The sequence below is a fragment of the Arthrobacter sp. B0316-1-20 genome (assembly GCF_059091865.1).
Window position 1 is genome coordinate 419201 of record NZ_JBNHHC010000004.1, and the last position, 20837, is coordinate 440037.

The window sequence follows — 20837 nt, forward strand, 5'->3', positions numbered from 1 at the left end:
TGAGGCAGGATCCCCGTTCCAGGTGCAGCCTTTCAGGAGCCTTCCGCGGCACTCAGGCGTTGCTGCCGGCCATCCGCCGGACAGGACCTCACACGTTCCAGCCGGACGGCTTGTTTCAAGGGCTTTCATATCTGTTCACCCGGATTTTCCTCGGCATGATGCCGCAGGCAATAACGGACCCCGGCCGGGCTTCTCATGCAACGGTCGGGTGGCAAACAACGCGGTGCGCTTCAAATGCACACCGCCCGACGAGGGGGAAGGATCCTTCGTGACCGAAACCACTGACCTGACTGCAGGTGTGGAAACAATAGACTCTCCTGCACCGAAGAGTGCAGGCCTTGCCGGCCTGAAGCTGGCCCAACTGCAGGTGCTGGCCGGACAGCTCGGCATCACCGGTGGCTCCCGGATGCGCAAGGGCGACCTGGTCGCCGCGATTTCCGACCACCAGCGTGGCTCCTCGGTTGCCGACCGGGCGGCCAAGAAGGTGGACCAGCCGGCACGCACCGAAGCTCCGGCCCCGGCTAAGGAAGCTTCGGCTCCGGCCAAGGAAGCCCCGGCCAAAGAAGCTCCGGCCAAGGAAGAGACCACAGGCACCGCAGGCGAGGGCGCCGGCAGCACGTCCGGCGGTGACCTCAACAAGGCGGCCGAGCGGGTCAGCCGTACCCGCAACCGCAACCGCCGCGCCAGCAGCGACGGCACGGCGGCATCTGCCGACGGCGAGGCCTCGGCCGCAACCACCGCCACAGCCACCGCCGCGCCGGCCGAAGCCCCTGCCCAGGCTCCCGCAGCGGAGACCGTCCAGGCCGACGGCGAAGTCCGCCAGGAACGCCGCGGACGCGGACGCAACCGCCGTTCGGAATCCGGCCAGCAGGACGTAACCGAGACCAAGGCCGATACCCAGCAGGAATCCGCCGAAGCCGGCAAGCAGGACGAGAAGAAGGACGGACAGGACGGCGCCAGCCAGCAGCAGTCCGGCCGCGGCGAAGGCCAGTCCGATCGCCGCACCCGCGATCGCACCCGCAGCCGCAACGAGTCCGACCGCGACGCTGGTCGAGACAACCGCGACAACCGTCAGGATGACGGCGAGGACGGCGGACGCGGACGCAACCGCAACCGCCGCAACCGCCGTGACAACGACAGCAACACCCGTTACCGCGACCGCAATGAGCGCCGCCGTGGCCGCGAACGCGGTCCGGACGTGGACGACACCGAGATCTCCGAAGACGATGTGCTGCTGCCCGTCGCCGGCATCCTGGACGTGCTGGAGAACTACGCTTTCGTGCGCACCTCCGGTTACCTGCCTGGACCGAACGACGTCTACGTCTCGCTGGCCCAGGTCAAGAAGTACAACCTGCGCAAGGGCGACGCCGTCGTGGGCGCCATCCGCGCCCCGCGCGACGGTGATTCGGGCGGCCAGAGCAGCCGGCAGAAGTTCAACGCGCTGGTCAAGCTCACTTCCGTCAACGGCAAGCCGGTGGAAGACAACAAGGACCGCGTGGACTTCACCAAGCTGGTTCCGCTCTACCCGTCGGAGCGCCTGCGCCTGGAGACCGAGCCGAAGAAGATCGGCCCCCGCGTCATCGACCTGGTGGCCCCGATCGGCAAGGGCCAGCGCGGCCTGATCGTCTCCCCGCCGAAGGCCGGCAAGACCCTGATCCTGCAGTCCATCGCCAACGCGATCACCACCAACAACCCTGAGGTCCACCTCATGATGGTGCTGGTTGACGAGCGGCCTGAAGAGGTCACCGACATGCAGCGCACGGTCAAGGGCGAGGTCATCGCCTCCACCTTCGACCGTCCCGCCGATGACCACACCACGGTGGCCGAACTGGCCATCGAGCGTGCCAAGCGCCTGGTGGAAATGGGCATGGACGTGGTGGTCCTGCTGGACTCAATGACCCGTTTGGGACGCGCCTACAACCTGGCCGCTCCCGCCTCCGGCCGTATCCTCTCCGGCGGTGTGGACTCGTCCGCGCTGTACCCGCCGAAGCGCTTCTTCGGCGCCGCCCGCAACATCGAAAACGGCGGCTCCCTGACCATCCTCGCGACCGCTTTGGTGGAGACCGGATCCAAGATGGACGAGGTCATCTTCGAGGAATTCAAGGGCACCGGCAACATGGAACTGCGGCTGTCCCGCTCGCTGGCGGACAAGCGCATCTTCCCGGCGGTCGACGTCAACGCCTCCGGTACGCGCCGCGAGGAGAACCTGCTCTCGGCCGAAGAGGTCAAGATCATGTGGCGCCTGCGCCGGGTCCTCTCCGGACTGGACACCCAGCAGGCGCTGGAACTGCTCACCGGCAAGATCCGGGAAACGCAGTCCAACGTCGAGTTCCTGATGCAGGTCCAGAAGACGACGCTCGGCTCGAAGGCTGAGAACGACAAGTAGCTGCTTTACAGCCGCTGATTTTTTGCCGGCCCCGCCCCTACGCCGGGCGGCCCAGGATCTGCGATCCAGATCCGACCCGCACCCGGAGGCCCGATGCCACAACCACACCGGCCCAAAACTCAGCGGCTGTTCCTGTTAAGTCGGCTTTTTGTCCCAGTCCTTGTCGTTGCTATTTAGACTTGTTGTGAGTCGAAAGAGGTTTGAAGATGTTTGAGTCCGTTCAGGGGCTGTTGGATGAGCATGCCCAGCTGCAGAAGGAATTGAGCGACCCTGCTGTCTATGCCGATCAGGCACGGGCACGGAAGCTGGGGCGGCGGTCGGCGGAGCTGAACGGCATTGTGGAGGCGCACAAGCGCTGGACGCACCTGTCGGACGATCTGGAAGCGGCCCGCGAACTCGCCGATGAGGATCCGGAACTGGCGGCTGAGGTTCCAGGGCTCGAGGCCGAACTCGAGACCGCCCAGGAACGGCTCCGCCGGCTGTTGATCCCGCGCGATCCGGACGACGCCCGCAATGTGATTATTGAGGTCAAGGGCGGCGAAGGCGGCGACGAGGCGGCGCTGTTCGCGGGCGACCTGCTGCGGATGTACATGCGCTATGCGGAGTCGCGCGGCTGGAAGACCGAAATCATCTCGGCAACGGAATCCGATCTGGGCGGCTACAAGGACGTGCAGATGGCCATCAAGGGTAATTCGAACGACCCGGCCGAGGGTGTGTGGGCCAGAATGAAGTTCGAGGGCGGCGTGCATCGTGTGCAGCGTGTCCCGGTGACCGAATCGCAGGGCCGCATCCACACCTCCGCCGCGGGTGTGCTGGTGCTGCCCGAAGTGGACGAACCGGAAGAAATCGACATCAGCCAGAACGACCTGAAGATCGATGTCTACCGTTCCTCAGGGCCCGGCGGCCAGTCCGTGAACACCACCGACTCGGCGGTGCGCATCACCCACTTGCCCACCGGCATCGTGGTGGCGATGCAGAACGAGAAGTCGCAGCTGCAAAACCGCGAGGCGGGTATGCGTGTGCTCCGTGCGCGGCTGCTGGCCCACCAGCAGGAGCAGATCGACGCCGCGAACTCCGAGACCCGCAAGTCGCAGATTCGCACCATGGACCGGTCCGAGCGCATCCGTACCTACAACTTCCCGGAAAACCGGATTGCCGACCACCGGACCGGCTACAAGGCCTACAACCTGGACGCGGTGATGAACGGCGAACTGGAACCCGTGATCCAGTCCGCCATCCAGGCGGACGAGGAACACCGACTGGCCGCCCTGGGCGAGGAAAACTAGCCAGCGGTGCCCGGCACGAATCTTGCCGAAGCCCTCTCCGCCGCCGCCGCGCGGCTGGCAGAGGCCGGCGTCCCTTCGCCGCGCGTGGACGCCGAGTTGCTGGCCGCCCACCTGCTGGGCGTTTCGCTCGGGCGCGTCCGTGCCCTGGCGCTGATGGACGCGGAGTCTCCGGCCGGTCTGGAGGACTTGGTGGCCGAACGCGCCACCCGGGTTCCGCTGCAGCACATCACCGGCCGGGCTTTCTTCCGGCACCTGGAACTGCAGGTGGGACCGGGCGTCTTCGTGCCGCGGCCGGAGACGGAAACCGTCGCCCAGCATGCGATCGACCATGCGCTGGCCCTGCCCGCTGCCAAAGTAGTGGATTTGGGCACCGGTTCCGGCGCCATCGCCGCCGCAGTCACCAGCGAAGTGCCGACGGCCACGGTGTATGCGGTGGAGCTCAGCGACCTAGCGCACGCCTGGGCCGAGCGGAACCTCGTGCCGCTGGGTGTCACGCTGTTGAAGGAGGACCTGCGCACCGCGCTCTCCGCGCATGACGGAACCTTCGACGTCGTCGTGTCCAATCCGCCGTACATTCCCGCCGAAGCGGTCCCGCGCGAGCCCGAAGTCGCCGAGCACGATCCGCAGATGGCACTCTACGGCGGGGGAGCGGACGGCATGGAGTTGCCGGCCGCCACTGCGGCAACCGCTGCGCGGCTGTTGAAGCCCGGCGGCTACTTCATCATGGAGCATGCCGAGGTCCAGGCCGCAGCGGTGCTGTCCCTGCTGGACGCTGCCGGATGCTGGCAGCAGGTGGCTACCGAGTACGATCTAACCGGGCGCGAGCGGGCCACGTCCGCTCGACGGTTATGAGAATGGAACAATGAAACTGTGAGCACCACGTTCAACTGCACCGACGCCGCAGACCGCAGCGAGGGACTCGCGGCCGCACAAGCCGCCCTCGCCGACCGGCAGTGCGTTGTCATGCCCACCGATACGGTTTACGGGATTGCCGCCGACGCGTTCTCGCCGCAGGCGGTGGCTACCCTGCTGGCCGCCAAGGGCCGCGGGCGGAAAATGCCGCCGCCGGTCCTGGTGCCGCGGCCTCAGACCATGGACGGCCTCGCCACCGACGTGAGCGACGAAGCCCGCGCCCTCGCCGATGCCTTTTGGCCCGGCGGCCTGACGTTGATTTTCCATGCCCAGCCGTCGCTGACCTGGGACCTGGGCGAAACCAAGGGCACCGTGGCCCTGCGCATGCCCGACGACGAGCTGGCGCTGGAACTGCTGGCAGCAACCGGACCGTTGGCCGTTTCCTCCGCCAACCGCACCGGCCACCCCTCGGCACAGACGGCCGCGCAGGCCAGGGAGCAGTTGGCTGAATCGGTGGACGTCTATTTGGAAGACGGTTTCCGTCCTGCCGAAGGCGCGACGGCGGTGCCCTCCACCATCGTGGACTGCACCTCCAGCCCGCTGCGGGTGGTGCGCGAAGGCACCATCAGCCTGGAAACCTTGCGCACCGTCGTCCCGGATGTCCTTGGCCTGGGGGAGACGGTAGAAGCATGAGCCGCGTTTCCGCTCTTCCTCCCGGCAAGACGGCCAGCAGCGACCGCGCCCTGTGGCTCTGGTCGCAGATCCTGCTGGACTCCCTGGCCTGGGTCGTGGCGATTGTGCTGGCCGTTTTCCTGCGCTACGAAATGGCGCTGAGTCCTGCCAAGATTCCCGGCATCATCCTGCTGTGCGCACTGGCGATCGCGGCCCAGGTGGCCGTCGGCTCCGCCTTCGCACTCTATAAGGGACGCTACAGTTTCGGCAGTTTCCACGAGGCCAAGCTGCTGGTCATGGTGACCATCTCGGTGTCCGTGATCCTGACCGTCGGACTGCTGACGTTCGGCATCTCGCTGGGCATCGCCCGCGGTACCGGCCTGATCGCGTTCCCCTTCGCCTGCTTGTTCATGGCGGCGGTGCGCTACCTGAAGCGCATGTATGTGGAAAGCAAAGCCAAGCCGGGCGAACAGGCCGAACGCACGCTGATTTACGGCGCCGGTTTTGTCGGCAACAACATCGTCACCCGGATGAGCAATGATCCTGCCTCGCCGTGGCTGCCGGTGGGACTGATCGACGACGATCCCGCCAAGAAGCACCTGCGCATCGCGTCCGTACCGGTGCTGGGCAGGATGGAAGACCTGCCGGACATTGTGCACCGCACCCAGGCAACCGTCCTGCTGGTGGCGATCGCGGACATCGACTCCGTGCAAATGCGGAAAATCTCCGACTCCATCGCCGGCCTGAACGTACGGGTTTTGGTGGTGCCGCCGCTGAAGGACATGCTGAGCGGACGGCAGGACTTCTCCTTCCGCGAAGTAGCGATTGAGGACCTGATCGGGCGCCAACCGGTAGACATCCACGTGGAAGAAATCGCCCACTACGTGACCGGCAGGCGGGTGCTGGTGACCGGCGCCGGCGGGTCCATTGGTTCCGAGCTGTGTCGGCAGATCCACGCCTTCCAGCCGGCCGAACTGATCATGCTGGACCGCGACGAGACCGGCTTGCAGGGCACCCAGATTTCGATCACCGGTCAAGGCCTGCTCACCGGCAAGGATACGGTGCTGGCCGACATCCGCGACGCCGGCGCACTTGAAGCCATTTTCTTGGACCGGAAGCCGGAAGTGGTGTTCCACGCTGCGGCGCTGAAGCATGTTTCGCTGCTGGAGCAGTATCCGGAAGAAGCCTGGAAGACCAACGTGCTCGGCTCGCTGAACGTGCTGCGCGCCGCGCGCGCTGCCAGAGTCGAGACTTTCGTCAACGTTTCCACCGACAAGGCCGCCAACCCCACCACCGTGCTGGGCCACTCCAAGCGGGTAGCGGAGAAGCTGACGGCCTGGGTGGCGCAGGAAACCGGACTGAAATATGTCTCGGTGCGGTTCGGCAACGTGCTCGGCAGCCGGGGATCGGTGCTGCCGCTGTTCAGCGAGCAGATCCGCAAGGGCGGTCCAGTCACAGTGACCGACGCCGAGGCCACCAGGTTCTTCATGACCATCCCGGAAGCTTGCCAGTTGGTGATCCAGGCCGGCGCCATCGGCACTGGCGGCGAAGTGATGATTTTGGACATGGGCGAACCGGTGAAGATCCTGGACGTAGCCGAGCGGATGATCGCGATGTCCGGCCGGGACGTGGAGATTGTCTTCACCGGCCTGCGCCCGGGCGAGAAACTGCACGAAGACCTGATCGGGGAGGGCGAAAGCGATTCGCGGCCGCTGCACCCCAAGATCTCGCACGCGACCATCGAGGGACTTGATCCGGACCGGATGAGCTTGGCCGATTGGAAGAGCCGGCAGCATCTGGTCTCCGCATCGACCGGTGCACTGGACACTGTCCCAGTGGCAATGGCGCCGGATGACAACCTTGAACCCGACGGGCGGGAGCGGACCTCGTGACCACAGCCGTGGTGGCCGTTGTTGCGGCCCTTCTGCTGAGCCTCCTTCTGCCGTTTGCGCTGATTCCGCTGCTCAAACGGCACGGAGTGCTTGACGTGCCGAATGAACGTTCGTCGCACACGCGGGCGGTGGTCCGCGGCGTCGGCATCACGGTGGCGGTCGGGCTGGTGGCCGGGCTCTTGATTGCAGGCTTCGGCGATGCTGCGGAATCACCGCAGTTGCTGCTCGCGGTTGCGGTCGTGGCCGCGGCGGCAGCGCTGCTGGGCTGGGTCGAGGACTTCCGCGGGCTGTCCATCCGCGGCCGGGCGGCGCTGCAGCTGGGCATCGGCGCCGGCGGAACCGCACTGGCCATCGAACTCACCGGCCAGACATGGTGGTGGCTGCCGCTCGGCGCCTTGGCCTTGGCCGCCTACATCAACATCGCCAATTTCATGGATGGCGTAAACGGAATCTCCGGGCTGCACGGCACTGCCGTGGGATTGATGTTCGCCGCCACCGGAGCCGTCACCGGCCATGGCTGGTTGGTGGTTGGCGGCGCCGTCGTGGCCGCCGCGTTCGTGGCGTTCCTGCCCTGGAACCTCGGGCGCGGCAACGTCTTCCTGGGCGATGTCGGCAGCTACCTGTTGGGCGCCTCCCTGGCCATGCTTGGCCTGACGGCTTTCCTCGACGGAGTAGCCGCGGAGTACTTGTTGGGGCCGGTGGCCATCTACCTGGCGGATACTCTCGCTACGCTGCTGCGTAGGATCAGTGCGGGGGAGCGGTGGTACGCGCCGCACCGCACGCACGCCTACCAGCGGCTGACGGACGTGGGCTTCAGCCACCTGGAGTCGGCGCTGCTGGTCACCGGGTGCTCGCTGCTAACCGGTTTTTGCGGCTACTTGGCCGCGGAATCGGACTTGGTGGGCAAGGCCGCCGCCATCGTGGCAGGCGCCGCCGTCGTTGTTTTCTATCTGCGTTCGCCGGTGATCTTCAGCCGGCGGTCAGCCAAGGCTGCCGGACCGGCAGCGTAACAGCGGGTCGTTGATCGTCGGCCAGTTCTATCTCATGTAGAATTATTGCGGCCGCTTCCGGCCAGCTGATCCGACTGCGACCGAAACGGACCCCCATGCGCGCTACCCGCCACGACGGCACTCCAGCCGCTGGCGGAGCCATCGACGTTTCCGGCCCGACACGGTCGCCCTGGCTGAAAATCCTCCGTGCTTCCCTGCTGGCAAGCGGCGCAGCTGCCGTGCTGATCATCGCGATGTCGGCCATCGCGGCCGGCGCAGTTGGTGCGGTGAGCGCCCTGCTCGGCGCGGTGCTGGTGATGCTGTTTTTCGCCATCAGCTTGCTGGTGGGCCATTTTGTCGGACGGTCGAATCCGTCCGGTGCCATCGGCGCTTTCCTAGCCACGTACATCATCAAAGTAGTGGGATTCGGCGCCGCACTGTTCATCATCGGGACACCGGACTGGTTGGAACGGACCTGGTTCTTCGTCGCGGGAGTGGCCGCCGTCGTCGTGTGGCAGGCCGCTGAGGTGTTCGCGTTTTCGCGCACCCGGCATCAGCTGTACGCCGATCCCGAGCCAGCACCGGAAGACAGTCAGCAGCCGAAAGGGGAGTCCGGCCATGGCAGCTAAAGGCTCATCCGACCCGGCGCGCAACGATTCCGGCGACGGCTCCACCTACCAAGGCGGCAACACCGTCCTGACCTATATAGTTGGCGGGATCATCGCCTGGGGTTTGATAGGCTGGGGCTTGGACTATCTGCTGGATACCCGCTGGCTGATTTTCGTCTGCGCCGTTCTAGGCGCTGGAGGCGGATATTACTTGGCCCGCAAACACAAGCTCACGCGCGGCGCTCGGCGTCGCCATGAGGGCGGCCCGGGGGACCACACCTAAATGTCAGACAACTTCATATGGTGGCCTGCCTTGACGGCGACCCACCCTGAAACGCCCAAAGATGGACACTGCAGAGAGGAAACGCGTTGATCGCGCTTGCGCTTCCGGCGGCCGCTAATGAAGGTGGCTTCGTCCCACCGACCCTCGAAGACATGCATCTACCGGAGATTCTTCCGTGGATGGCCCCGTACGGCGAGGGCTTCGGCAAGCAGATGCTGCTGGTCCTGCTGTCCGTCGCTTTGATTTCCTGGTTCTTTATTGCCGCCGCCCGCCGCCGCCAGCTTGTCCCCGGCAAGCTGCAGTACTTGGGCGAAATGAGCTACAACTTTGTCCGCAACTCGGTGGGTAAGGACATCATCGGTGAGCGCGACTTCAGGCCGTTCGTGCCGCTCTTGTTCTCGCTGTTCTTCTTCATCCTGGTGAACAACCTCTTCGGCTCCATTCCGCTGATCCAGCTGCCGACGACGTCGCACGTAGGCACGGCCTACGCCTTGGCCGGCATCGTCTACGTCACCTGGATTGTGCTGGGCATCAAGAAGCACGGCATCGGCTACTTCAAGCTGGCCGTGGTCCCTTCCGGTGTACCGAAGGCGATTCTGCCGCTGGTCGTCCTGATCGAGATCATCTCCACCTTCCTGGTCCGCCCGGTCACGCACAGCCTCCGTCTCTTCGCCACCATGCTGGCCGGCCACCTGATCATCATGCTGGCCGCAGCCGGTACCCAGTTCCTGCTGGTGGACGCTGATTTCTGGTTGAAGCCGCTGGGCATCCTCACCCTCGCCGGCGGCGTCGGCATGTACTTCTTCGAAATCCTGATCCAGGTCCTGCAGGCCTACGTGTTCGTCCTGCTGACCGCGATCTACATCCAAGGCTCCCTGGCCGAGGAACACTAAATTTCCCCTCTGGGGAAGAACCTGAACCAAACAACCTGCCCCCAGGGCATCTTGAAAGGAAAAAAATGGAAGGCAACATCCAAGGCAATATCAACCTCGTCGGTTACGGTCTCTCCGCTATCGGCGGTGCCATCGGTGTGGGTCTCGTGTTCGCTGCTTACATCAACGGCGTTGCCCGCCAGCCGGAGGCACAGCGCGTGCTGCAGCCGATCGCGTTCCTGGGCCTTGCGCTGACTGAAGCTTTGGCCATCCTTGGTCTGGTGTTCGCGTTCGTCCTCTAATCAAGGCAACGCGAACCATCCACACCGAATAGATAGGACGGGTGAGATATGAATCAGGCAATGATCCTCGCCGCCGCGGAGGGTGCTAACCCTCTGATCCCTAACGTCTGGGAAATCCTCGTCACGTTGATCGGCTTCGCGATCCTCATGTACATCGTCGCCAAGTTCGTCGTTCCGGCGTTTGAGAAGACGTTTGCAGAGCGGACCGAAGCTATCGAGGGCGGGATCGCTAAGGCGGAGGCAGCTCAGGCTGAAGCCAGCGCTGCACTGGACGAGTACAAGCAGCAGCTGACGGAGGCCCGCACGGAAGCCAACCGCATCCGTGAGGATGCCCGCGCTGAAGGCGCCCAGATCCTGGCGGAGCTGAAGGAGAAGGCACAGTCCGAAGCCGCACGCATCAGCGAGCAGGCCCAGGTGCAGATCGACGCCGAGCGTCAGGCTGCTGTGACCTCGCTGCGCAGCGAGGTTGGTGCCTTGGCGACCGAACTGGCTGGCAAGATCGTCGGCGAAGCGCTGGACGACGACGAGCGTTCTGCGCGCGTCGTGGACCGCTTCCTTGCCGACCTTGAGTCCCAGAGTGCAGGTGCTGCTAAGTAATGGCCGGTGTATCGAGCGAGTCGCTGAAAGCGGCACTGCAGGAGCTGGAAGCTAAGCTTCCCACCGCTTCGCTGTCCCTGGCCGAGGAACTCTTTAGCGTCCTGGGCCTGTTGGATAGCAATGCCGGACTGCGCCGTGCCCTGACCGATCCGGCGCGCGACAGCAAAGAGAAGGCCGAACTGTTCGGCCGTCTCCTCGAGGGGAAGGTCTCGGCGGAAGCGCGGGACATCGTCACCTCGCTGGCTGCCAAGCGCTGGGCCTCTGCGCGCGACATCGGGGACGCCTTGGAGACCCTCGCGGCCACCACCGCTGTCGCTGTTGCAGAGAACAAGGGCCAGGGTGCTGACGGACTCGAAGGTCTGGAGAGCGACCTGTTTGCGTTCAACCGCATTGTCGGGTCGGATCACGACCTGCAGCGCGCTTTGGTTGAGCCCCAGGCTTCGGACGAAGCCAAGACGGCGCTGGCACTGCAGCTGGTGCCGAACGCCGGACCGGTAGCCCGAGTGCTGATCCGGCAGGCGGTGACCGCACCGCGCGGCATCAGGCCCACGGCACTGGTCGAACGGTTCGTCCAACTGGTGGCCAAGCGCCAGCAGCGCTGGATCGCGGAGGTCAGCGTCACCCGTCCGCTGACCAGCGAACAGACAGCCCGGCTGCAGGCTGGTCTTGACCGGCTGTATGGTCGCGGGTTGAAGATGAACGTAAACGTTGATCCGAGACTTGTTGGCGGCCTGCGGGTCATGGTCGGGGACGAGGTTGTGGACGCGTCCGTAATCTCCCGCCTGGCTGAACTACGCAGGAGCCTCTCGGCGTAGTTTCCTCTCGGAGACTGGCACCGGAAGCCTCACACAGACTGAATTAAACACCGGTCATCGCGCCCCACGCGATGATCACAAACACAGGAGAGCAGGGACTGCAGATGGCCGAATTGACCATCAACGCCGACGACGTCCGCAATGCGCTGAACGAGTTCGCGGCGTCCTATGAACCCGGAAGCGCCGAGCGGGTCGAAGTCGGCCACGTGACCACTGCCAGCGATGGCATCGCCCGTGTCGAGGGTCTTCCCTCGGTTATGGCGAACGAACTGCTGCGTTTCGAGAACGGCGTGCTGGGCCTGGCCCAGAACCTCGACACCCGCGAAATCGGCGTCGTGATCCTCGGCGACTTCACCGGCATCGAAGAGGGCATGGAAGTTCACCGCACCGGTGAGATCCTGTCCGTTCCGGTCGGCGACGCCTACCTTGGCCGCGTCGTGGACCCGCTGGGACACCCGATTGACGACAAGGGCCCGATCGAGTCGGCCGAACGCCGTGCACTGGAGCTGCAGGCTCCGGGCGTCACCCAGCGTAAGTCCGTGCACGAGCCGCTGCAGACCGGTATGAAGGCCATCGACGCCATGATTCCGATCGGCCGCGGCCAGCGCCAGCTGATCATCGGCGACCGCCAGACCGGCAAGACCGCCATCGCCGTCGACGCCATCCTGAACCAGAAGGCCAACTGGGAGTCCGGCGACGTCGCCAAGCAGGTCCGCTGCATCTACGTGGCGATCGGCCAGAAGGCCTCGACCATCGCTGCCGTCCGCCAGACCTTGGAAGACAGGGGCGCGCTGGAGTACACCACCATTGTGGCGTCGCCCGCATCCGACCCGGCCGGCTTCAAGTACTTGGCGCCCTACGCAGGTTCGGCCATCGGCCAGCACTGGATGTACGGCGGCAAGCACGTCCTGATCATCTTTGATGACCTTTCCAAGCAGGCCGAAGCCTACCGCGCCGTGTCGCTGCTGCTGCGCCGCCCGCCGGGACGCGAAGCCTACCCGGGCGACGTGTTCTACCTGCACTCCCGTCTGCTGGAGCGTTGTGCCAAGCTCTCCGACGAGCTGGGCGCAGGCTCGATGACCGGCCTGCCGATCATCGAGACCAAGGCTAACGACGTCTCGGCCTACATTCCGACCAACGTCATCTCGATCACGGACGGCCAGATCTTCCTGCAGTCCGACCTGTTCAACGCCAACCAGCGTCCTGCCGTTGACGTGGGTGTCTCCGTCTCCCGCGTCGGTGGCGCAGCACAGGTCAAGGCGATGAAGAAGGTCTCCGGCACGCTGAAGCTGGACCTGGCGCAGTACCGCGATATGCAGGCCTTCGCCATGTTCGCATCGGACCTCGATGCAGCATCCCGCCAGCAGCTGACCCGCGGTGCGCGTTTGATGGAACTGCTCAAGCAGGGCCAGTACACGCCGTACCCGGTGGAAGACCAGGTTGTCTCCATCTGGGCCGGTACCAACGGCTACTTGGACGATGTTCCGGTCGAGGACGTTACCCGCTTCGAGACCGACTTCCTCTCGCACCTGAGGCACCGCAGCTCGGTACTGACGACCATCGCGCAGACGAACCTGCTCGAGGATTCCACGGTCGACGAGTTGAAGTCGCAGATCGTCGACTTCAAGCAGGGATTCTTCGGGGAGGGCGACAACCGTCTGGTTGGCGCCGGCCGCGAAGAGTACGATGCCCTGGCCGAAGACGAAGTCGCCCAGGAACAGATCGTCAGGCAGAAGCGCTAATTCATCTTCGTTGATCGGGCGGGACCACATCGCGGTCCCGCCCGGCCGCCGAGGACGAGGAAAGGAAGAGTATGGGAGCCCAGATTCGGGTCTACCGCCAGAAGATCGCATCGACTTCGTCGCTGCGGAAAATCTTCAAGGCGATGGAGCTGATCGCCGCCTCACGCATTGGCAAGGCCCGCAGCCGTGTCGCGGCCTCGATGCCGTACGCCAATGCGATCACCCGTGCCGTTTCTGCTGTGGCTTCGCAGTCCGAGATCGACCATCCGCTGACCACCGAGCCGGAGCAGATCCGCAGGGCCGCCGTGCTCGTGCTGACCTCCGACCGCGGTCTGGCGGGGTCGTACTCCGCGTCCGTGCTGAAGCAGGCCCAGGCCTTGACTGAGCTGCTTCACGGAGAAGGCAAGGAAGTCCGTCACTACCTGGTCGGCCGCAAGGCGCAGGCCTACTTCGACTTCCGGAACATCCAGTACCAGCAGGTCTGGACGGGTGGCACGGACTCTCCGGAGTTCAGCACCGCCCGCGAGATCGGCGAAGAACTGCTCTCCGACTTCAACACGCCCTTTGAGGAAGGTGGCGTAGACGAGATTCACATCGTCTACACCCGCTTCAAGTCCATGGTTGTCCAAGAGCCGGCGGTCATCCGACTGCTGCCCCTGGAGGTTGTGGAAGAAGAGGCCACCGCGGAGACCGACCTGCTGCCGCTGTACGAGTACGAGCCGGAGCCTGAACAGGTTCTGAACGCACTGCTGCCGCGTTACATCGAATCGCGCATCTTCGCGGCAATGCTGCAGGCTGCTGCCAGCGAGCTTGCAGCGCGCCAGCGAGCGATGAAGTCCGCCAGCGACAACGCCACGGACCTGATCGAGAAGTACACGCGACTGCGCAACAACGCGCGTCAGGCAGAGATCACGCAGGAACTCACCGAAATTGTCGGTGGCGCGGACGCCCTGGCAGCGTCCTAATTAGTCCCTGCAGCAACAGCACACATAAACCACGCCATCGAAACTGAGAAGTGAGAAAGATGACTGCCCAAACCATCGAGCACGGAACCGGCTCCGTCGCTACGGGCGCTACCGGCCGTATCGCCCGTGTCATCGGCCCGGTTGTCGACGTCGAATTCCCGGCGGACGCAATCCCCGCAATGTACAACGCCCTCACCGCTGAGATCACCCTCAACGGCCAGACCCGCACCATCACCTTCGAGACCTCGCAGCACCTGGGCGATAACCTGGTCCGCGCTATCTCGCTGCAGGCTACCGACGGCCTGGTCCGCGGCACCACGGTGCAGGACCTCGGCTCCCCGATCACCGTGCCCGTGGGCGACGGCGTCAAGGGCCACATCTTCAACGTCCTGGGCGAACCGCTGGACGTCGAAGCCTCGCAGCTGGAGATCACCGAGCGCTGGCCGATCCACCGCAAGGCGCCGAACTTCGCCGAGCTGGAAGGCTCCACCGAGATGCTGGAGACCGGCATCAAGGTGATCGACCTGCTGACCCCGTACATCAAGGGCGGCAAGATTGGCCTGTTCGGCGGCGCCGGCGTGGGCAAGACCGTGCTGATCCAGGAAATGATCACCCGTGTGGCCCGCAACTTCGGCGGTACTTCGGTGTTCGCCGGTGTTGGTGAGCGTACCCGCGAGGGCAACGACCTCTGGGTGGAAATGGAAGAAGCCGGCGTGCTCAAGGACACCGCTTTGGTGTTCGGCCAGATGGATGAGCCGCCGGGAACGCGTCTGCGCGTGGCCCTGTCTGCCCTGACCATGGCGGAGTACTTCCGCGATGTGCAGAAGCAGGACGTGCTGCTGTTTATCGACAACATCTTCCGTTTCACCCAGGCCGGTTCCGAGGTCTCCACGCTGCTGGGCCGCATGCCCTCCGCCGTGGGCTACCAGCCGAACCTGGCCGACGAGATGGGCGTGTTGCAGGAACGCATCACCTCCACCAAGGGCCACTCGATTACGTCGATGCAGGCGATCTACGTCCCCGCGGATGACTACACCGACCCGGCTCCGGCGACCACCTTCGCCCACCTGGATGCGACCACGGAACTTTCCCGTGAAATCGCATCGCGTGGCCTGTACCCGGCCGTGGATCCGCTGACCTCGACGTCACGCATCCTGGATCCGCAGTACATCGGTCACGACCACTACAACACCGCTGTGCGTGTGAAGCAGATCCTGCAGAAGAACAAGGAACTGCAGGACATCATTGCCATCCTCGGCATTGATGAACTGGGCGAAGAAGACAAGATCGTCGTCGCCCGGGCCCGCCGCATCCAGCAGTTCCTGTCGCAGAACACCTACACCGCCAAGCAGTTCACCGGCGTCGAGGGTTCCACGGTTTCCATCAAGGACACCGTGGAAGGCTTCAAGGCCATCTGCGACGGCGAGCTCGACCACATCGCCGAGCAGGCCTTCTTCAACGTGGGCGGCCTGGACGATGTTGAGCGCCAGTGGGCCAAGATCCAGGAACAGACCGGGAAGTAAGGCCTGTGGCTAATATTTCTGCTGAACTGGAAGTTGAGATTGTTGCCGCGGACCACTTCGTGTGGTCCGGGCAGGCAACAATGGTCAAGGCGCGGACCAGCGACGGCGAAATCGGGATCCTGCCGGGGCACTCCCCGGTGCTGGCCATCCTGGCAGCCGGAGAGCTGGCCATCGAGCCCGTGTCTGGTGACCGCATCAACGTGAATGTCGACGGTGGGTTCTTCTCCGTCGACAGCAACCGGGTCGTCATCGTTGCAGATAATGCGACGGTTGGCGACGAGGCCACGGCGACCAGCTAGCCGCCGGTGAACGGTCTCGACATCACGTTCGCCATCCTGGCCGCAGTCTTCCTGCTGCTGGTGTTGGCACTGATTGCCTTCGGAGTGCGCCGCTATCAACTGCGGCGCGCTCTGGGCACCTTCGACGCCTCCATCGCCATGCTGCCCGGCAGCTGGCAGATGGGGGTTTGTCGTTATACGGACACCCATTTGGAATGGTTGCGCCTGCTGTCGTTGAGTCCCAAGCCGCGCTATAGGTTCCGGCGCAGTTCCCTGGAACTGCAGGGCTGGCGGCAACCGACCGAAACCGAACGGGCCAAGATCCAGCCCGGGGCGATCGTCGTGATGCTCACGCATGAAAAACATGATCTGGCGATGGCGATGACTTTCGATGTCTACGCAGGTCTTTCGTCCTGGCTGGAAGCCGGACCGGTGATCGGCATCGGCACCTGGCGCTAGGCCTGGATGAGGCGGCGCGGTTCCCCCGGGAGCCGCGCCGTCAGCCGTTAAACAGCACAACTCCGGCACAACCGTAGGATGGATTCCATGCATGAGGTGATCGTAGTGCGCGGGCCCAGCACGCTGAACGGGCGAGTGGAGGTCTCGGGCGCCAAAAACAGCGTCTTGAAGCTGATGGCCGCAGTGCTGCTGGCGGAGGGGCGGTCCACGATCACCAACGTGCCGGATATCCAGGATGTCTGGATCATGTCGGAACTGCTGCGCCGGCTTGGTTGTGCGGTGGACTACGACGTCGACGCTGCCAGTGTCCACATCGACGTGCCGGCCGCTCCCGCGCACCAAGCCGACTACGACTTGGTCCGCGCCATGCGGGCCTCCATCTCCGTGCTGGGCCCGCTCGTGGCCCGCTGCCGGCAGGCCGAAGTCGCACTGCCCGGGGGAGACGCCATTGGCAGCCGCGGACTGGATATGCACCGGGCCGGGCTGGAGCAAATGGGTGCCAGCATCAGCATTGACCACGGCTATCTGGTGGCCAAGGCGCCGAACGGACTGCACGGCGCCCACCACCGCCTGCCCTATCCGTCAGTCGGCGCCACGGAGAACCTGATGATGGCGGCGACACTGGCGCGTGGAGTGACGGTGATCGACAATGCCGCGCGGGAACCGGAAATCACCGACATCGCCGACCTGTTGGTATCGATGGGGGCGCGGATCGAAGGGATCGGCTCGCCCACCCTGGTGGTCACCGGCGTCGAGCGCCTGCGCCCGGTGCGCCACAGCACCGTGCCGGACCGGATTGTCGCCGGAACCTGGGCTTTTGCCGCGGCGATCACGGGCGGGACCGTGGATGTAGCCAAGTCCAATCCCGGCCATCTGACCGTGGTGTTGGACAAGTTGGCGCAGGCCGGCTGCCAGATTACCCGCAGGGACGACGGATTCACGGTGGAAGGACCGCAACGTCCGGACCCGATCAACGTCTCTACGCTGCCGTATCCCGGCTTCCCCACGGACCTGCAGCCGTTCGTTGTTGCCTTGAACGCCGTGGCCAACGGGCACGGAATGGTGACGGAAAACGTGTTCGAAGCACGCTGGGGGTTCACCTCCGAATTGTCCCGGTTGGGCGCCGTGGTGCGGTTGGACGGCCACCATGCACTGATTAAGGGCGTCCCGCAACTCTCCGGCGCTCCGGTCGAAGCCAACGACATTCGTGCCGGTGCTGCGCTGGTGATCGCCGGGCTGGTGGCGGAAGGGACTACCGAAGTCCACGGCGTGGAGCACATCGACCGGGGTTACGAGCGGTTCGACGAGCGTCTGCAGGCCTTGGGCGGAGACGTGGTCCGGCAGGGGCCGCCTACCGTGCCGGCCTGACCCAGCACCAGAAGAACCCCTCCGGACCCGTCCGAAGGGGTTCTTCTGGTGGTGCGCTGCCGTGGGCCGCGCGGTGCTGAAGCCGAAGCTAGATGACAGTGACGCCGGTGGCCTGCGGGCCCTTGGCTCCCTGGCCGATCTCGAAGCTCACGCGCTGGTTTTCATCGAGCGTCTTGAAGCCGCCCGACTGGATCTCGGAGTAGTGAACGAAGACATCTCCGTCTGCCTCATCCGGAGTGATGAAGCCGAAGCCCTTTTCCGCGTTAAACCACTTGACGGTCCCCTGTGCCATTTAAATCTCCTCATCGTGGAACAAAATCAAGCCGGTACACCTCGTACCAACCCGGTTACTCCGTGGAAGATCCGAACAACAAAGGCCGTCAGGCCGGACGCTGAGGAGCTTCACACTCGCAACATGTCTTGCGAGCATGAATACTTCACCTACACAAAGACTGAGTCAAGCATCACATAAGTCCATACGGGCGGTCAACGGTACAAAGGTAGATTCAATTCAAAATTAAGGAAGAGTTCGTCCCGTGGTTACGCCGCCGTCCGCTTCAGTGCGGCAGCGGGTCCAGCCAGCGGCCCCCGCGCAACACGGCGGTCAAGGCCAGGTCGCCGGAGGTCACCAGGAGGTCGGCTCTGAAGCCGCGGGACAGCGCACCGGCTTCCTTGGCCAGTCCGAGCGCCGCGGCCGGAACGGCGGAGGCGGAGGAAACGGCAGTCTCCAGCGGGACTCCGGCGGCAATTGCACCGCGCACCACGTCCAGGAGTGTGGCCGTGCCGCCCGCCAGGGCTCCGCTGGCGGCCACCCGGGCGACGCCGCCGCTGACGCTCACGTCACTGGCGCCCAGCACATACCCGCCGTCGCCCAGTCCAGTGGCCGCCATCCCATCGGACACCAACACGATGTTGGCGCCGCCCACCAGATCAAAAACGGTGAGCACGGTCTCCGGGTTCAGGTGGATTCCGTCGGCAATGAGTTCGACGGCGGCGCGTCCGGCCGCGGCGGCGCGCAGACAGGCTGCCGCAGCGCCGGGGGAGCGGTGGTGCAGGGGTGGCATCGCGTTGAACAAGTGCGTGACGAGCGGCCGACGCTGGTTCCGGTCGAAGCCGGCCTGCGCCAGCCCTTCCGCCGCCAGGCCCTCCGCCGCGCGGAGCAGCGAGGCGGCGGCCGTCGTGGCATCGGCGTTGGTGTGCCCGAGGGCAGGCGTCACGCCGAGCGCCGAGAGCAGATCAACCAGTTCGTCGGCACCGTCCAGTTCCGGGGCGTAGGTCATCGAGAACAGATGCCCACCGGCAGCTTCGACCAGCCCGGTGGCGAAGCCGGTGTCCGGGGTAAGCAGATGGTCGGCGTTCTGCGCGCCGCAGCGGGCTGGCGAGAGAAAGGGGCCTTCGGCGTGGACCCCGGCGAGCAGACCCTCGCCCGTCAGTTCCCCCAGCAATCGCACGGCCCCCAGCATTTCTTCCCGGGAATCGGCCATGGTGCTGGCCACCAGGGTGGTGGTTCCGCTGCGGTGCAGGAAATCGACGGCGCGCCGGACGCCCTCTTCGTCTGCGGAGGAGAAATCGCCGCCGTACGCTCCGTGACAGTGGGTATCGATCAGTCCGGGCAGCAGCAGGCTCTCCGCCGGCAGGTCCACCTGGTGCCAGCCGGCGGGCTCGAAGTGTGAGGCGGGGCCGGCGTAACGGATGCGGTCGCCCTCAAAGGCGACGACCCCGTCGTCGAGCATGGTTCCTGAGGAGACGATCCGGCCGCGGACGAACTGCGGTTGCGGACCGGTCCGCCCTGGGGAGCTCATGGTCCGATTCTAGGCCGGTGCCGGTCCCGGCTGCGGATCGGGGACCTCCGGCTTAGAACAGGCGGGATTCGGCGTCGTCCACGCCGCGCATCTCGTCGTAGTCCAGGGTCAGGCAGGTGATGCCCCGGTCCGTGGCGAGCACCCGCGCCTGCGGCTTGATCTGCTGTGCCGCGAAAATACCCTTGACCGGCGCCAGCAGCGGATCGCGGTTGAGCAGTTCCAGGTAGCGGGTCAGCTGTTCCACGCCGTCGATGTCGCCGCGCCGTTTCAGCTCGACAGCCACGGTGCCGCCGTCGGCGTTGCGGGCCAGGATGTCCACCGGGCCGATTGCGGTCATGAATTCGCGCCGCACCAGCGTGTGGCCCGGTCCGAGGCGGTGGATCTGCTCGGCCAGCAGGCGCTGCAGATCGGCCTCCACGCCGTCTTTGACCAGCCCCGGGTCCACGCCCAAGTCGTGGCTGTACTCGTGTAGATGCTCGTGGATGCTGATCACCAGGCGGTCATCGCTTTTGGCGTGCTGGACGTGCCAGACTTCCTGGACGCCGGACTCTGCGTCATCGGACTCCGGTTCGGCAACCCGCAGGGTGGCCGGCGGGCTCATCCAGTTGAGCGGCTTGTACGAACCGCCGTCGGAATGGATCAGGACGGAGCCGTCCGCTTTCACCATTAACAGGCGCGTGGCCAGCGGAAGGTGGGCGCGGAGGCGGCCGATGTAATCAACGGAGCAACGGGCAATGACAAGACGCACAGTAGGCCACTTTACCTTCTGCTCGACGGGTGGTTCGGTCGGCGCCGTGGCGGTGGGGCAGAATGGATAACATGCCCCGATCCAACCGTCCGCGCCGCCGTTCGGGGACGGGCAACAGCAAATGGACACGGGAAAGTGAACTGGACCTGGACCGCGCCCGTGCCGGCATCCCCGAACGGCAGAATGCGCCCGACGGCGAATGGAACGTCCGGCGGATTAGCGGCTCGAACGCCGCCAAGGACTACACCTGTCCGGGCTGTCATCGCACGATCGGCCCGGGAATCGAGCACCTGGTGGCTTGGCGCGCCGATTCGCTGTTCGGCGGCGAAACGGCCCTGGCCGAGCGGCGGCACTGGCACCCGCGCTGCTGGCAGACCCGCAGTTTCCGTTACCGCTGA

Annotated in this window: 21 protein-coding genes and 1 pseudogene; 19 read left to right on the plus strand and 3 right to left on the minus strand. The window is 65.1% G+C overall.

Annotated features, from left to right (window positions below):
- Positions 1-268: 268 nt before the first annotated feature.
- From rho to murA, 18 genes and pseudogenes are all read left to right on the plus strand, one after another.
- Positions 269-2386 (plus strand): transcription termination factor Rho, encoded by a 2118-nt coding sequence (rho, locus tag AC5RW2_RS09345; RefSeq protein ID WP_493962830.1) that lies wholly within the window; start codon positions 269-271, stop codon positions 2384-2386.
- 206 nt (positions 2387-2592) lie between these two features.
- Positions 2593-3672: a peptide chain release factor 1 gene (gene prfA / locus AC5RW2_RS09350; RefSeq protein ID WP_493949848.1), complete on the plus strand. Its 1080-nt coding sequence runs from the start codon at positions 2593-2595 to the stop codon at positions 3670-3672.
- Between the two features lie 6 nt (positions 3673-3678).
- The gene (gene prmC / locus AC5RW2_RS09355) at positions 3679-4524 is read left to right on the plus strand and encodes a peptide chain release factor N(5)-glutamine methyltransferase (RefSeq protein ID WP_493962829.1); all 846 of its coding nucleotides are present in this window, start codon (positions 3679-3681) and stop codon (positions 4522-4524) included.
- A gap of 18 nt (positions 4525-4542) precedes the next feature.
- Positions 4543-5202: pseudogene (locus tag AC5RW2_RS09360) on the plus strand (L-threonylcarbamoyladenylate synthase); the annotation flags it as partial.
- Between the two features lie 11 nt (positions 5203-5213).
- Positions 5214-7088, plus strand: a complete 1875-nt coding sequence (locus AC5RW2_RS09365; RefSeq protein WP_493962828.1) for a polysaccharide biosynthesis protein — start codon at positions 5214-5216, stop codon at positions 7086-7088.
- Positions 7085-8098 (plus strand): MraY family glycosyltransferase, encoded by a 1014-nt coding sequence (locus AC5RW2_RS09370; protein ID WP_493962827.1) that lies wholly within the window; start codon positions 7085-7087, stop codon positions 8096-8098. Before AC5RW2_RS09365 ends, AC5RW2_RS09370 begins: the two co-directional genes overlap by 4 nt.
- Before the next feature lie 95 nt (positions 8099-8193).
- Positions 8194-8706: a Cg1360 family ATP-synthase-associated protein gene (locus AC5RW2_RS09375; protein ID WP_493949852.1), complete on the plus strand. Its 513-nt coding sequence runs from the start codon at positions 8194-8196 to the stop codon at positions 8704-8706.
- Complete coding sequence (locus AC5RW2_RS09380; protein WP_493949853.1) at positions 8696-8968, plus strand: AtpZ/AtpI family protein; 273 nt, start codon at positions 8696-8698, stop codon at positions 8966-8968. Before AC5RW2_RS09375 ends, AC5RW2_RS09380 begins: the two co-directional genes overlap by 11 nt.
- A gap of 86 nt (positions 8969-9054) precedes the next feature.
- The gene (gene atpB / locus AC5RW2_RS09385; RefSeq protein ID WP_493949854.1) at positions 9055-9861 is read left to right on the plus strand and encodes a F0F1 ATP synthase subunit A; all 807 of its coding nucleotides are present in this window, start codon (positions 9055-9057) and stop codon (positions 9859-9861) included.
- Positions 9862-9926: 65 nt separating this feature from the next.
- Positions 9927-10142, plus strand: a complete 216-nt coding sequence (gene atpE / locus AC5RW2_RS09390; protein ID WP_127511455.1) for an ATP synthase F0 subunit C — start codon at positions 9927-9929, stop codon at positions 10140-10142.
- Between the two features lie 48 nt (positions 10143-10190).
- Positions 10191-10739 carry a F0F1 ATP synthase subunit B gene (locus AC5RW2_RS09395; RefSeq protein ID WP_493949855.1) on the plus strand — a complete coding sequence of 183 codons (549 nt, stop codon included), beginning with the start codon at positions 10191-10193 and terminating at the stop codon, positions 10737-10739.
- Positions 10739-11554, plus strand: a complete 816-nt coding sequence (locus AC5RW2_RS09400) for a F0F1 ATP synthase subunit delta (protein ID WP_493949856.1) — start codon at positions 10739-10741, stop codon at positions 11552-11554. The genes AC5RW2_RS09395 and AC5RW2_RS09400 overlap by 1 nt, the downstream gene beginning before the upstream one ends.
- 104 nt (positions 11555-11658) lie before the next feature.
- Positions 11659-13296, plus strand: coding sequence for a F0F1 ATP synthase subunit alpha (gene atpA, locus AC5RW2_RS09405; RefSeq protein ID WP_493949857.1), 1638 nt, complete (start codon positions 11659-11661; stop codon positions 13294-13296).
- A gap of 71 nt (positions 13297-13367) precedes the next feature.
- Complete coding sequence (locus AC5RW2_RS09410) at positions 13368-14261, plus strand: F0F1 ATP synthase subunit gamma (protein ID WP_493949858.1); 894 nt, start codon at positions 13368-13370, stop codon at positions 14259-14261.
- Positions 14262-14320: 59 nt separating this feature from the next.
- The gene (gene atpD / locus AC5RW2_RS09415) at positions 14321-15784 is read left to right on the plus strand and encodes a F0F1 ATP synthase subunit beta (RefSeq protein ID WP_493949859.1); all 1464 of its coding nucleotides are present in this window, start codon (positions 14321-14323) and stop codon (positions 15782-15784) included.
- 5 nt (positions 15785-15789) lie between these two features.
- Positions 15790-16083: a F0F1 ATP synthase subunit epsilon gene (locus AC5RW2_RS09420; protein WP_493949860.1), complete on the plus strand. Its 294-nt coding sequence runs from the start codon at positions 15790-15792 to the stop codon at positions 16081-16083.
- Positions 16084-16089: 6 nt separating this feature from the next.
- Positions 16090-16521, plus strand: coding sequence for a DUF2550 domain-containing protein (locus AC5RW2_RS09425; protein ID WP_493949861.1), 432 nt, complete (start codon positions 16090-16092; stop codon positions 16519-16521).
- Positions 16522-16608: 87 nt separating this feature from the next.
- On the plus strand, positions 16609-17889 hold the full coding sequence (gene murA / locus AC5RW2_RS09430; RefSeq protein ID WP_493962826.1) for a UDP-N-acetylglucosamine 1-carboxyvinyltransferase: 1281 nt from the start codon (positions 16609-16611) through the stop codon (positions 17887-17889).
- Between the two features lie 88 nt (positions 17890-17977).
- Here the strand turns inward: murA and AC5RW2_RS09435 are convergent, their stop codons facing one another.
- From AC5RW2_RS09435 to nucS, 3 genes are all read right to left on the minus strand, one after another.
- The gene (locus AC5RW2_RS09435; protein ID WP_136787594.1) at positions 17978-18181 is read right to left on the minus strand and encodes a cold-shock protein; all 204 of its coding nucleotides are present in this window, start codon (positions 18179-18181) and stop codon (positions 17978-17980) included.
- A 265-nt stretch (positions 18182-18446) separates the two neighbouring features.
- A complete protein-coding gene (locus tag AC5RW2_RS09440) occupies positions 18447-19691 on the minus strand; it encodes an N-acetylglucosamine-6-phosphate deacetylase (RefSeq protein WP_493962825.1) in 1245 nt (414 codons plus the stop codon).
- Positions 19692-19743: 52 nt separating this feature from the next.
- Complete coding sequence (gene nucS / locus AC5RW2_RS09445) at positions 19744-20439, minus strand: endonuclease NucS (RefSeq protein ID WP_493962824.1); 696 nt, start codon at positions 20437-20439, stop codon at positions 19744-19746.
- Positions 20440-20510: 71 nt separating this feature from the next.
- Here nucS and AC5RW2_RS09450 point away from each other — a divergent pair, with 71 nt between their 5' ends.
- Positions 20511-20837, plus strand: coding sequence for an Rv1322 family protein (locus AC5RW2_RS09450; RefSeq protein ID WP_493949865.1), 327 nt, complete (start codon positions 20511-20513; stop codon positions 20835-20837).

Coding starts and splice junctions, on each gene's coding strand:
- AC5RW2_RS09375 (WP_493949852.1), top strand. CDS start 8,194: ATGCGCGCTACCCGCCACGACGGCACTCCAGCCGCTGGCGGAGCCATC.
- AC5RW2_RS09400 (WP_493949856.1), top strand. CDS start 10,739: ATGGCCGGTGTATCGAGCGAGTCGCTGAAAGCGGCACTGCAGGAGCTG.
- murA (WP_493962826.1), top strand. CDS start 16,609: ATGCATGAGGTGATCGTAGTGCGCGGGCCCAGCACGCTGAACGGGCGA.
- atpE (WP_127511455.1), top strand. CDS start 9,927: ATGGAAGGCAACATCCAAGGCAATATCAACCTCGTCGGTTACGGTCTC.
- AC5RW2_RS09440 (WP_493962825.1), bottom strand. CDS start 19,691: ATGAGCTCCCCAGGGCGGACCGGTCCGCAACCGCAGTTCGTCCGCGGC.
- AC5RW2_RS09365 (WP_493962828.1), top strand. CDS start 5,214: ATGAGCCGCGTTTCCGCTCTTCCTCCCGGCAAGACGGCCAGCAGCGAC.
- AC5RW2_RS09380 (WP_493949853.1), top strand. CDS start 8,696: ATGGCAGCTAAAGGCTCATCCGACCCGGCGCGCAACGATTCCGGCGAC.
- AC5RW2_RS09450 (WP_493949865.1), top strand. CDS start 20,511: ATGCCCCGATCCAACCGTCCGCGCCGCCGTTCGGGGACGGGCAACAGC.
- atpD (WP_493949859.1), top strand. CDS start 14,321: ATGACTGCCCAAACCATCGAGCACGGAACCGGCTCCGTCGCTACGGGC.
- AC5RW2_RS09395 (WP_493949855.1), top strand. CDS start 10,191: ATGAATCAGGCAATGATCCTCGCCGCCGCGGAGGGTGCTAACCCTCTG.
- AC5RW2_RS09410 (WP_493949858.1), top strand. CDS start 13,368: ATGGGAGCCCAGATTCGGGTCTACCGCCAGAAGATCGCATCGACTTCG.
- prfA (WP_493949848.1), top strand. CDS start 2,593: ATGTTTGAGTCCGTTCAGGGGCTGTTGGATGAGCATGCCCAGCTGCAG.
- atpA (WP_493949857.1), top strand. CDS start 11,659: ATGGCCGAATTGACCATCAACGCCGACGACGTCCGCAATGCGCTGAAC.
- AC5RW2_RS09435 (WP_136787594.1), bottom strand. CDS start 18,181: ATGGCACAGGGGACCGTCAAGTGGTTTAACGCGGAAAAGGGCTTCGGC.